Source organism: Leptolyngbya sp. DQ-M1 (assembly GCF_039962505.1).
Classification (GTDB): Bacteria; Cyanobacteriota; Cyanobacteriia; order Leptolyngbyales; family Leptolyngbyaceae; genus Leptolyngbya.
This window is the reverse complement of sequence record NZ_JAMPLJ010000003.1, coordinates 401358-414109: the sequence shown is the minus strand read 5'-3', so window position 1 is coordinate 414109 and position 12752 is coordinate 401358. Positions and strand designations below refer to the sequence as shown.

Genomic DNA, 12752 nt, shown 5'->3' with positions numbered 1-12752 from the left:
GATGTTAGGAGTCTCTTGTCGAGACTCCTTTTTTGTTGCAATGCTGGAATTTGGGCAATTTGAGCGCGAACGATTAAATTTGATCGCAAAGCATGAATTTCTGCATGGATTTGTCACTAGCAGTCGCAGCCAATCCCAACATGCCACCAAATCAACTTCAGAAGATGGCAGAGACTGCGATCGAGATGCTCAAGCGTCGGTTTCCTGGAATTAATCTAATCGGGTTAGACGAGCAACTTAAACAGAGCTTACCGGAAAGCATAATTTGTCTTGCGATCGCACAAAATCCTAATACTTCGCCGGAAACATTGCTGAGGTTAGCTTGGGTGTTTCCGCTACAAGTTTTGTATAGCCCTGTGATGTCCTTGTTGCTATTAGAAGAGGAAGATTTTTTATATCGGTTATATCAGTATTGTCCTGATGTTCTTCGCCTAGAACGGCTACCTAATTTTGTCTTGAACTGGGCTGCAAATCACCACAATGCAACGCTTCGAGTAAATCTTGCGAACAGTTGGTATACTTCTCAGGTGCTGCTTGAATGTCTGAGTCGAGAAGTTCTGTCTTAGTACGTTGTGCGGTTGCAGCTAACCCAAATACGCCACTTCACTGTGTAGAAACGCTTTCTCAAGATCAATCAGTACAGGTTCGTCGAGCTATTTTTCGACAGCGGCTTTTACCTGATTTTCTTGTCAGATTCGCTAAGGATAATGGAAGGGGTCTCTCTTCTCTCATCGATGCGGATAGCACTTTTGCAGGTCAATCTCTTACTGCTAGTGGTAGCTTTAGTGCAACAACAGGTAATCCCAACGCTGCAGCTCCGATCGCTCAATATCATCAGCGAAAAATTGCTCGAACTGTCGCTACTTTACCGATCGCGCTAACAACATCTCAATCTTGCTCAATAGGCGCGGTAGGTCGATCGGTTTGATGTCGTATTCATCGCATCCTGCTGCAAGGCACTTTTCGCGATCGTCTGCCATTGCATGTGCGGTAAGCGCAATCACCGGAATTCGCTGGGTTTCGGGGATTGCTTTGAGTTGCTGAGTGGCTTCCCAACCATCGAGAAGCGGTAAGCTCATGTCCATGAGAATAATGTCCGGCAGGTATGTTTTTGCTTGATCAATTGCTTCAATGCCATTGATTGCGATCGCAAGTTCAAAACCCCGTCGTATTAATCTGCGCGATAGCATTTCGCGATTGACTTCGTTATCTTCTACTAGCAAAATTCTTGTCATAGGTTATGGTTGGCGAATTCGTTCAACGACCAGGCTTCGGACTTCCGCCAGCAATTGCTCGCGGCTGTAGGCTGCTTTTTGGAGGATTTGCTCAACGGATTGATGAAGGCTCAAGTATTCCGAAGTTGTGAGCGTTGTTGCTGTGACCACCACAATGGGAATCGATCGCCACGCTTCGACGCGGTGTAACTCGGTGATGAACTGAAAGCCGTCCATTTCTGGCATCATCAGATCTAGCAGAATCAAATCTGGCTGCTGTGCTGCAACCTCTAATAAGGCAAGTTTGCCATTTCGAGCCGTGATTGCGTTCCAGCCTTCTCTTTCAAGCGTTCGCTTGAATAGCTCGCGAGTTGCGTCATCATCTTCAACGATTAGGATTCGTTCCTGCTGAGTAGTGAGATACTTTTTGAGGACTTGATTGAGGCGCTTGTAGTCGATCGGCTTCGTGAGATAGTCAGAGGCTCCTAGCGCAAAGCCGAGATTTTTCTGATCAACGATCGTGAGAATTACGACCGGGATGTCTGCTAGTTGCGGGTTGGCTTTCAGGGCTTTCAGCACCGACCAGCCATCCGTCTTCGGCATCAAGATATCGAGTGTGATGGCAGCGGGCTGATGTTCGATCGCCATTGCGATTCCTTGTTCGCCGGATGAGGCGGTGAGGACTTGAAAGCCTTCTTTGGCGAGAGCGCGATGTATGAGTTCTTGGGCTGAGGGGTCGTCGTCGATTATGAGAATTTTGGCAGCGTTGGGGTTGGGGGTTGGGGAGTGGGGGGTGGGGGATGTTTCTGAGAGGGAGGGTGAGACTTGTAGCGGTAATCGAACTGTAAAGGTTGAACCTTTTCCAATTTCGCTTTCTACGGTGATATCGCCGCCCATCATTTGACAGAACCTGCGACTAATCGCAAGTCCGAGTCCTGTACCACCGTATTTACGAGTGGTAGACGCATCTGCTTGCGTAAAGGCTTCAAACAGATGGCTGATTTGTTCGGCCGTCATGCCAATGCCTGTATCGGCGATCGCAAGCTCTACCCATCCGTCTGAACGATGCTCTTGAATCGATAGTGTGATCGTCCCGTTTTCTGCAAATTTTGCGGCATTACTGAGTAAATTTAGTAATACTTGTCGGACTTTGGTTAAATCTGCACAGATGTCACCTAAGCTATTAACTTTTATAATCTTAAGAGTGTTGTTATTTTGGGTAATTAACGGCTGAATTGTGGCTTCAATTTCATCGACTAGAAGTTCGATCGCGAATGTCTCTAGATATAATTCCATCTTGCCTGCTTCAATTTTGGAAATGTCGAGAATGTCGTTGATCAAATCCAGGAGATGTTTGCCTGCATTGCGAATCTTTTGTAAATCCGGTTGAATGTCGTCATAGCCTAGATCGATCGCATCTTCTTGGAGAATCTCGCTGTAACCAATAATCGCATTCAGCGGAGTGCGGAGTTCGTGGCTCATGTTGGCAAGAAACTGACTTTTCGATCGATTTGCAGCTTCAGCGGCTTCTTTTGCAACGTAAAGTGCTTCGGAAATGCGGTTGCGTTCTTCTTCGTTGCGAATTCGATCGCTAATATCTTGAACAATGCCGACGTAATTCAGTAACTGACCCTTCGCATCACGCACGGCTGCTGCACTTTCGGAAATCCAAATCACGCTGCCATCTTTGCGATAAACCTGCGACTCAAACTCAGACACGCGATCGTACTCTTCAACCCATTGCACAAAGTGATCGCGCACTGTTGGATCGACATAAAGCTGCTCTTTGATATTGCTGAGACGGTGCATTAACTCTTCTGCTGAATCATAGCCATATATGCGAACCAATGCCGGATTCGCGCTGAGAAATCGCCCGTCTGGAGAGGTTTGAAAGATGCCTTCTGTGGAATTTTCAAAGATGCTGCGATATTGCTCCTCTGCTCGCTGCACGGCGACTTCTGCTCGTTTTCGTTGTGCAAAGTTTCGCGCTAGCGCGGCATAGATGCCGACGATCGCCACTAAAACCAAAACGGTAAATCCAATTGCCCGATGCTTGCGCTCGTTGTAGTGATCGAGGCGCACTTGGAGTAGACGATCCACGGTGGGCGCGATCGCATCGTAAAGCTGAAAGTGGGACTTGATTGCGTCTTCTCCGGGGGGTGGAAACGAACTCGATTGAAAGCTGACGCTAGAAAATGCTTGGATATTGATGAGTTCGATGAATTCACGGGCGCGATTCAGGCTGGTTCGGGCTGGAGCTTGAAGCGGTGCTTGAATAGATGAATTGTAATTAAAAACCGTGCGTCTGGCTCTTGCGATCGTGTCGATTTGACTGTTGAGCGCACTGTACAAATACATTAACTTTGCTTTGTCATCTAGCTCAAATTTTTGGGTCTGAGTTGACAATCCGATCGCTTGAATTTGGGCGGTGTGTTCGATCGTCGCTGGTAGTTGAAGAATTAGAGTGTTGAGCAGGTAATAAGTATCCAGTTCTGGATCGAGAATCATGTTTGAGGTATCTCCAACATGAATCATCTGTGCCAGAATTTTTTCAACTAAGTCAGAGTGCAGTTTAAAGCTTGCGTTCGGGTCAGAGGTTGCAGGTTGATTGAGAATGTCTTGCCAATCGCGTTTGATAAATTTCCAGTTGTCCCCGGTTCTCAAGGCGTTTTTGGCGCGGGACTGGAGTGTGTCAACTGCCTTGATCGTGCGTTGAACGGCGGTTTGCGTGGCTTTAATTTTGGCGCGATCGCGCTTGGCTGTAGAGGACTGGGACTGCGATCGATGGGCTATCACTTGTTCGAGCAGTTTTCGCAGCGCATAATTGTACTCTAGCCCCAGCTTCTCCTGGCGAGTAAAGGTGATGCCAGTGTCAATTTCGGCAACAAGCTGCTGGACAACGACGGTCAGTGGCAGTGTAAATATCGCCAGTAATCCAACCAGTGAGATCGGACGTGCCCAGTGCTTGATAATGCGTTTCACGTTGTTTGAGCCTTGGCGATGAAGCAGGGAGACGATCGTGCGTTTCAGAGAGATTACTGGGCTGAGTGCGAAACTTCAGTAAACTAAGTTACTTTGATCGCACGATGTACAGCAAAACTGCGGATCATTATGCGAAAACTCTTGCTGAAGTTGCTTAACCACGGTGTAGAGTTACACATTCTTACGCAATGTAAGTTTACATCCAAACCTAGATTGTCCAACTTTTTCCAGCGGTTTACTGAAGTTTAGATAATCATGTCATGAAACGCGATCGTCACTTTTATACCCACTTGATTTGTGAACGCTGTATATAAGTGATCGTTGCGGTATTACACCCCTGATCGAATCGATATTATTGCCCTGCACGTCGCTTTCGGGACTCCTTGCGCTTGGTCATAACTAGACAAAGCGCGTTAGTTGAACCCGGTAGCGATCTTTTTTCGTCACCATGACTTCTCCCACTTCAACTCGCCCCTTGCCGCGAATTGCAATGAGATCTCCGGATTTTACCGAGTAGCTCGTTGAAGTTGTTTCTTTCCAGTTCACGCGCACATCGCCTGCTGAAATTAAATCTGCCATCTTACTGCGCGACATGCCAAAGCCTGCAGACGCGATCGCATCTAACCGCATGGATGCTTCAACGGTAGTCAGTTCTTTCTTTTTGGGTTCGCGGATTTTCAATTCCTCGAATGGAATTGGCTCGATTTGTACGGGCACTGATCGCACTTGTTTCAAATTGGTTTGCAGAAATTCCACCAGTTCGGGAATGACGATGGCTTGTGCGCCGCGCTCTCCTAAAACAATAATGTCACCGACTTTTTCCCGCACGATGCCTGTGCCGAGAATTGCGCCTAAAAAATCTCGATGAGTTGCTGAGTCAAACAGGAAATTTCCAGCAATATCAAGGGCAGCGAGTTGAACTTGCGCTGGCTCGAGCGGTATTTCAGCACGAGCGATCGCTACTCTTTGACGTTCGGCTTGCGGGTAGCCACCCCAGACGATGAGTTGAATTTCGGTGAGGCGGGAAAACGATCTCTGAACTTCTGCGAGTTCTGGGGGTGAGAGAAAGTCGCTGATGACCACTTCCCAGGTTTTGATTGCTTGTTCTGCTTGGTCGATCACACGTGCGATCGTGTCTCGGTTTTCTACGCCTTTGAGGAGGTCTTCCCTTGGTAACATAACAAATAGAGATTAAAACTATATTTTATCGAACTTACAGCATGACCCAAACGAAACGAAGATTTACCAGTATTGAGGAATATTTAGACTATAACGGCGGGACTGACACCCGATATGAGTTAGTGGATGGGGTGTTAGTTGAGCTGCCGAGTGAGAGCTATCTAAATCTCCAGATTGCAATGTTCCTGTTATCGAAGCTGATCGAAATTGGAGTACCGTACTATCTATTGAACCTAAAAGCAGAGATTGAGGTCAAACGCCGTGCTGCGACTGTTCGATATGCAGATTTGCTAGTGCTAACTGCAGAACTCGATGCAGCAGTATTGGTTAATTGATCCTGAACGGGAAGTTGTCATCGTTCTTCAGCTAGAGGCAGAGCACTATGTTGAAGTTGGACAGTTTAGACGGAGTGAGATGGTGATTTCCCCGACGTTTTCTCGATTGCAATTGACGGCTGAAGCAGTTTTGAGGGCTGGAAGATGAGTTATTTAGTGGCAGTTTTAAGCGATCGGATTCAAGCAGAAGCAGCATATTCGGCATTGGAAAAAGAAGGCTTGCCAATGGATAAGATTACGATTTTGGGACGGGGCTATAAGAGTGCCGATGAATATGGCTTGATTGATCCGAATGAAACCGCGAGAAAACAGGTGCGCTTGATGGCTTCGTGGTTGGTGCCGTTTGGGTTTGTGGGCGGTGCGGCATTTAATGTGATTACTGGATTGGATACGTTCGCGTGGGCGGGTGAAATTGGGAGTCCGCTGATCGCAGGTATTCTTGGCGGACTGTCGGGATTGATGGGCAGTGTGTTTGTGGGTGGTGGTGTGGGTATGGTGGTTGGTGGCGGGGATGCTCTGCCTTATCGCAATCGGCTCAATGCTGGGAAATACTTGATTGTGGTTAACGGTTCGGATACGTTGATTCGGCAAGCGACTCGGAGTTTGAGAGCGTTTGATCCTGAAAGCTTGCAGGGATATGCGGAACCTGGTGTGACTTAGGATGAGTCTCGATCGCAGTTCACAAGAGGCGAGACAGCGATCGCTTCTTGTCTCACTCTCTCACGTTTGTTTTATTAATAGACTTATTTCAAGTCTCAAGCGAGAATATGCGATTATAATAATCAATCCCAACTCTTTGGTGAGACAAGGTATTGGAAGTCAGGGGGTTTGGCAATTTCTTATCCTGAACTTAGGTTATTAAAGCTCTCAAACGAAAACACGGGATAGACAAACGAAAACATGGGATAGAGAAGAGGAGCGATCGCTTCTTGTCTCACTCTCTCACGTTTGTTTTATTAGTAGACTCATTTCAAGTCTCAAGCGAGAATAAGTGATTATAACAATTAATCCCAAATCTCTAAAGACTCACGACACATTCTCGTGAAGACGCGATTAGAAGCTTGCAGGCTGAGGAAGTACAAGCTCATCTTCTTGAATTAGTCTCAGTTCCAGACTCAATATGAGTCTCAAATTATCATCTGGGATGAGATTCGCTAGGGCAGCACCGGATTTAGTCTATGAGGGTGATGATCGCTTGTACTAACTGTTCTGGGTCAAGTGGCTTTGTGATATGCCGTTGATATCCACTGTTGATTGCACGGTTATGATCATCTTCTCTGGCATAAGCAGTGAGCGCGATCGCGGGAATCTGTCCCCCCTGCTCGACGGGTAAACTCCGTACCTGTTGAATCAGCGTGTATCCATCGACTTGGGGCATCCCAATATCACTGACCAATATATTGGGTTGGAAAGATGGCAAATTTGAGAGTACCTCTGCGGCAGAAGTCACGATCAAAACCTCTGCTCCGTATTGGGTGAGTAATACTGCGAGTAGATCGCGGGCATCGGGTTCATCATCCACGCCAAGGACTCGAATCCCAGTTAAATCGAGTTCTTGGTGAGGTGGCTCGATCGATGGCTCGATGGCGGGTTCAACATTGAGCAAGGTCAGTAAGACCGTGAACGTTGCGCCTAATTCTTCGCCGGGGCTATCGGCTGTAATGGTGCCGCCGTGCGCCTCCACTAACTGACGAACGATCGCTAACCCTAACCCTAATCCCCCATATTTGCGAGTAATCGAAGCATCTTCTTGCTGGAAGGATTCAAAAATGTGAGGAAGAAACTCTGGACTAATGCCTTTACCCGTATCGCTTATGGTGAGTTGTGCCTGATTGCCGACTTGTTCTAGGTGGATGTCTATCTGTCCACTATTAGGAGTAAATTTAATCGCATTGGACAACAGGTTCCAGACGACTTGCTGAAGGCGAGCCGCATCACCCCTTACTTGCCCAATGTTGGGTAGCACAGAATGCAGTGAAATTGCTTTAGCTGTGGATGCTGTTCTGACTGTTTCGATCGCCGCTTCAATCACAAAGGATAGATTGACAGAGTTGATATTTAAGGTGAGCTTGCCGCGTAGAATTTTGGCAACATCGAGGAGATCATCAATTAGCTGAGTCTGAAGATTGGCGTTGCGCTCGATCGTCGCGAGGGCTTGAGGCATTTGAGCCGCGTTCACTTTACCCGCTTGCAGTAGCTTTGTCCAACCGAGAATGGGGTTGAGGGGCGATCGTAACTCGTGGGACAGAATTGCTAAAAACTCGTCTTTGATGCGGTTGACGCGGACAAGTTCCTCGGTCTGCTGCTGGAGGGAGTTGAGTAGTTCGGAGCGTTCGAGGGCGATCGCAATTTGGTCGCAGATCGCTTGAAAGAGAGACTGCTCAGAGGCTGTAAACTCAGTGCGACTGAGGCTGCCAAAGCTCAATGTGCCAAGCAATTTTTCTCGAACCACCAAGGGCTGGCTGGCACAAGCGGTGGCACCGAGCGATCGTGCTAGTTCCAATTTCGGTTCATCAGACTGCTGAATCTCTGCCCGCACGATTTGGCGGCGTTCTTGAGCGACCGTACCGCAGATGGCTTGCCCAATGTTTAGCCATTTGATCTGCTGAGCAACGTCCTCTGGGATGCCGCCGTAGTTAGCAAGCCGTAGCTTTTGCTGCGATTCATCCAGGATGTAGTTGAGATACACATCTAGTCCCACTCGCTCCTTGAGCTTGCTGAATACGGTTTCAATCAGAGCAAGCGGTTGAGTAGAAGAAAGCAAATCGCGGGTTGTTTCATACAGCAATTCGATATGATCTCGGCGCTCTGCAAGAGCAGCTTCGGATCGTTTTTGCTCAGTAATGTCTAAGATCGTACCGATCATCCGAAGCGGCTTTCCGGTCGCATCAAAATACGCTTGTCCTTTTGCCCTAATCCAGCGCTCAATGCGGTCTTGAATGCCGATCGTGCGATATTCCACGTCGTAATCGCCGCCACTGGCTGAATTGATTGACCATTGCATTGCTTGTTCTGCGCGATCGCGATCGTCGGGGTGCAGTGCCTCAAAAAAGACTTCGAGGCTAGCGTCGGCTTCAGGGGGTAAGCCGAGAATGGCTTTGCAGCCTACATCCCAAGTGAGTTCACGGGTGATCAGATTCCAGTCCCAAGTGCCTAACTGAGCAGAGGCGATCGCGATGCGGAGGCGGTCTTCGCTCTGGTGCAAGGCTTCTTCTGCAAGTTTGCGATCGTGGATGTCGACGATCGAGCTAATGTGTCCTTTGAACTGATGACTCTCTGGATCAGTCCAAGGGTGTCCAGCTCCAATCACCCACCGATAGTTGCCGTCCTGTCCCCGCAGCCGATATTCCGTCTGAAATGCTTCGTGGCGCTCAACTGCATTTAAGAAAATTGTTCTGGTCGCTTCGTAATCTTCGGAGTGCACAGCGTCGAGCCATCCCAACCCTAGTCCTGCGACTTCTGATTGTCCGGTGAACTCGTACCAGCGTTTACTTAAGTAGGTGCAATGCCCTGTAGTATCTGCGACCCAGATCATCATGGGGGCGTTGTCTGCCATGAGGCGGAAGCGTTGTTCACTAGCACGTAGGCTTTCTGCGGACTGCTTGCGCTCTGTAATATCCATGTCCACTCCAGCCATCTTGACTGGATTGCCTGCTGCATCATAGAAGACTTGTCCCAGACCCAGTGCCCAACGTACTGTGCCATCCGGCAGAATAAAGCGGAATTCGATGTTGTATTCTTCTCGATCGTGAAGTGCAGGCTGAATCGCTTGCTCAATCCAGGGCAGATCATCGGGGTGAATCATTGATCTGACGGTTTCATAGCGTCCATCAAAGCTACCAGGAGCCATGCCAAATAGATGTTCTAAATTGGTAGACCAATGGACACGATTGGTTTGAAGATCCCAGTCCCAACTGCCCATTTTGGCGGCTTTCATTGCCAGATTTAGCCGCTCTTGGCTTTGTTGCAAAGCAAGTTCGGCTTGCTTGCGCCTGTCAATATCGGTTACGGTGCCAATCCAACCTGTGGTTTGTCCTTGGTCATCCTGGGTTGGTACAGCGCGACAGATAAACCAGTGGTATTCGCCCTTGTGACTGCGGATTCGATATTCAATTTCAAGGGGTGCTTGATTGAGGAGCGATGTACTCCATTGAGACAGGGTGCGATCGCGATCGTCGGGATGAAGTGCACTTAGTCCTGCTAAGCCCATCGACTCCGCTTCGCTGAATCCTGTGTACTCATACCAGCGTTGATTCCAGTAGTTAACATCTCCGGTGGCATCGGCAGTCCATACCATTTGCGGCATGGCTTCGGCTAACGCTTGGTAGCGCTGCTGGCTGGCTTTGAGGGCGGCGGCGGACTGACTGCGTTCCGAGATGTCGAGAAAGGCTCCGATCGCGCCCCGGATTTGATTTTGATCATCGCGTAGGGGGGTTGCATAGCATAGGAGCTGGCGGATTGCGCCATCGGGGAGTAGGATGTCAAACTCTACATCTCGCACTTCTACGCCCAGTCTGGCAGCGATCTGCATGGGCAGATTCTCAGGGGGAATTTCCTGTCCATTTTGGAAGGTGCGATAGGAGGGTTGCTCGGTAGTAGGTGCGGTCTTGGAGATGTTTTCGCCGGAACGAGTGCCGAGCATTTCTCGAATGTAAGCATTGCTCTGCATTTCAGTGCAGGCTGGATTAGTGGCGATCGCGACACCGACGGGTAGGATTTCTAATAGCGTTTGCAGTTCCAAGACGCGATCGGTTAACTCCTGGTTGAGTTGTTGGATGGCTGCTTCAGCTTGTTTTTGCTGAGAGAGATCGATCGCGAAGGCGACATGCTCATCTATGCCATCTACCCATTGTGTCGCACTGATCCAAATGGGAAGCCGTGTTCCATCGCGCCGGATCAGTTCTTTTTCTCCAGGTGGGAGGGTGCCTTGTTGCCGCAGGTGTTCCATTGCCTGCTCGGTTTGTGCGGATAGCTCCGGTGGGGCAAAGTCACACCAGTTCATGCCGTGCTGCTCAAATTCTTCCCGGCTATAACCATGTAGGTGCAGCATGGCGTCGTTGATAACGCTCACGTCACCGCCTGCGGTGGCGATGCCAATGCCGATTGGAGCCGTATCAATTAGCCGTTTTAGTCGATTCCGCTGTTGTTTCAGGTCGATTACGGTCTGGTTTAGCTCGAGTTCTAGATATTTGCGATCAGTGACATCGCGCCAAGAGGCAACAAAGCCGTCATTCAGTTTGGTAACTCGAATATCAAAAGCCCGCACCAGTCGACGATCGGCATAGGTGTCATCGTAGATTAGGGAGTCTTTAATTAAGGGTTCACCCGTTTCCACCACATAGCAATATGCATCGAACAAGCCTGATTCACGATGACCTGGTAGTACCTCACATAAGCCGCGTCCAATCTGCATTTCCTTGGGCATTTGGTTGTTTTCGCACGCTGCTGCATTGAGATAATCGATGCGAAAATCTAAGATCTGTCCTGAGCGGTCACGGATGGCTGAGAAGATGCCAAAACAGTCGAGCATATTCTCAACTGAGGTTTGGAACTGCTCTTGGCTGCGTTGCAGTTCTCGTCGTAACTCTGCGTTTTCGATCGCGTTCCGCAATGAGAGTCGCAAGTCATCGGGTGTGATCTGATCTCTAACGAGATAGTCTGCTGCGCCGTTTTTGAATGCCTGGACTGCGGTCTTTGTGTCTTCATCGTCGATCACAACGATCGGGGGGCAGCGATCGCCCATTTGTTCTTTTAATTGACGCAGTAGAGTAACGCTATTGGAGTGGGGAAAATGAAGCTCTAAGAGAATGGCATCGACTTGCTGTAGCTGAGACAGTGCTAAAATTGGGGTCTGACATTTCAAAATTCTGTATGCAACAGTTCTGTCCTGTTGTAATTGATGCTCATATTCGCGATCGTTCTCATCTGAGTCAGAGACGACAAGGACAGTCCGGTGAGTTGACATGCTGGGGCTGGGCTAGCAGAGATGAAGTGAAGCGATAGGATTTGAAACTTTTTGTAGAGTCGCGAGTAGATTCTATCAGGTTTAAAGTGGTGTTAGCTTCGGTACTGTAGCTGGCTGAGTTGTCTCAGTAATAAATCTATTCAAGGGAAGAAATTAAAATAATTGAATTAGTTTGACTATCAATTAAATTCTATTGAATTGGTATACGAAGAGCGTTTTTCGCTGGATCGGTTTGAGGCAGTAGGGATAGTGCAAAACAGTCTTACAGAAGTTTTTCAAGCTGCGGAAACTGTCTGATGACCAGTTTTTTGGATTTAGCAGAGCGGATAGATTCCGATTGTTTTAGTTTAAATACTTGAGCCTGCAAATTTACGAATTACCGATGTTTCAAGTCAACACCATGAACCGTCATTTTCTCCTAATATTAAGTTTCAACCTTTGTATTCCCTTCACGACTCTGCTTAGAGCTGAGAGTCAGCCTGCGGCATTTGACTTTCGCAATAATTTGAAAGATGGAAATTACCGCTTCTGTAGCCAACGCCCTCGATCGGGAACTGTGACTGCTCCTAATGAAGTGGTGGGCAATTGTTTTCTATTTCGTAAACAGAGAGGGCAGGTGATTGGCAAGTATTACGATACTCGCAGCTTCGGTGAAGTGAGTGTGTGTTTGAGTGGTTCAGTTACCGATCGTGTTCTCGCTCAAGGGCTAGAGGAGATTGGTGGGATTGGTCGGCAACGAATTCCAGCCAATTTAATGGGAGACGAATTAGTCAATTGGGATAAGGAGGGCATTCTGAAGGTTTCAGGAGCTGAAACTTACAGGGGGACTAGCGATAGAGGTAGGTTAGTGCGCTATCGACAAGCAATTCTGGATTTGAAGCGACTCTATCGGGTGAATGCAGGAGCGATCTTGCCGCCGACTCGATGCTTCTAATAGGGTGGCACATAGTATTTTTTGAGACTCGCACCTAGACTCAAAATTAGTCTTACTTGAGACTAATGAAACAAAATTGTTGAGGATCGATCTGGGAAAGCTCAGACTGAATTTGGGTAAATGAGAGTGCGATCGAGGAAAAA

9 protein-coding genes are annotated in these 12752 nt (G+C 48.2%); 5 read left to right on the top strand and 4 right to left on the bottom strand.

Features of this window, described 5'->3' with window-relative positions:
• The first annotated feature begins 104 nt into the window (after window positions 1-104).
• Window positions 105-566: a hypothetical protein gene (locus NC981_RS11685; protein ID WP_348242975.1), complete on the top strand. Its 462-nt coding sequence runs from the start codon at window positions 105-107 to the stop codon at window positions 564-566.
• Between the two features lie 294 nt (window positions 567-860).
• Here the strand turns inward: NC981_RS11685 and NC981_RS11680 are convergent, their stop codons facing one another.
• From NC981_RS11680 to NC981_RS11670, 3 genes are all read right to left on the bottom strand, one after another.
• A complete protein-coding gene (locus tag NC981_RS11680) occupies window positions 861-1235 on the bottom strand; it encodes a response regulator (RefSeq protein WP_348242974.1) in 375 nt (124 codons plus the stop codon).
• Between the two features lie 3 nt (window positions 1236-1238).
• Window positions 1239-4196: a response regulator gene (locus NC981_RS11675; protein ID WP_348242973.1), complete on the bottom strand. Its 2958-nt coding sequence runs from the start codon at window positions 4194-4196 to the stop codon at window positions 1239-1241.
• Window positions 4197-4595: 399 nt separating this feature from the next.
• The gene (locus tag NC981_RS11670; RefSeq protein WP_348242972.1) at window positions 4596-5375 is read right to left on the bottom strand and encodes a photosystem II S4 domain protein; all 780 of its coding nucleotides are present in this window, start codon (window positions 5373-5375) and stop codon (window positions 4596-4598) included.
• Window positions 5376-5416: 41 nt separating this feature from the next.
• On the opposite strand from NC981_RS11670, the gene NC981_RS11665 reads away from it, so the two are divergent.
• From NC981_RS11665 to NC981_RS11655, 3 genes are read left to right on the top strand one after another with little or no spacing between them, the layout of a single operon-like run.
• Entirely contained in the window at window positions 5417-5710 is a 294-nt protein-coding gene (locus tag NC981_RS11665) for a hypothetical protein (protein ID WP_348242971.1), read from the top strand.
• The gene (locus NC981_RS11660) at window positions 5688-5858 is read left to right on the top strand and encodes a hypothetical protein (RefSeq protein WP_348242970.1); all 171 of its coding nucleotides are present in this window, start codon (window positions 5688-5690) and stop codon (window positions 5856-5858) included. The genes NC981_RS11665 and NC981_RS11660 overlap by 23 nt, the downstream gene beginning before the upstream one ends.
• On the top strand, window positions 5855-6370 hold the full coding sequence (locus NC981_RS11655; RefSeq protein ID WP_348242969.1) for a hypothetical protein: 516 nt from the start codon (window positions 5855-5857) through the stop codon (window positions 6368-6370). Before NC981_RS11660 ends, NC981_RS11655 begins: the two co-directional genes overlap by 4 nt.
• A gap of 511 nt (window positions 6371-6881) precedes the next feature.
• Here NC981_RS11655 and NC981_RS11650 read toward each other — a convergent pair.
• A complete protein-coding gene (locus tag NC981_RS11650) occupies window positions 6882-11675 on the bottom strand; it encodes a PAS domain S-box protein (RefSeq protein ID WP_348242968.1) in 4794 nt (1597 codons plus the stop codon).
• Between the two features lie 355 nt (window positions 11676-12030).
• Here NC981_RS11650 and NC981_RS11645 point away from each other — a divergent pair, with 355 nt between their 5' ends.
• Complete coding sequence (locus NC981_RS11645; RefSeq protein ID WP_348242967.1) at window positions 12031-12609, top strand: hypothetical protein; 579 nt, start codon at window positions 12031-12033, stop codon at window positions 12607-12609.
• Window positions 12610-12752: the final 143 nt, after the last annotated feature.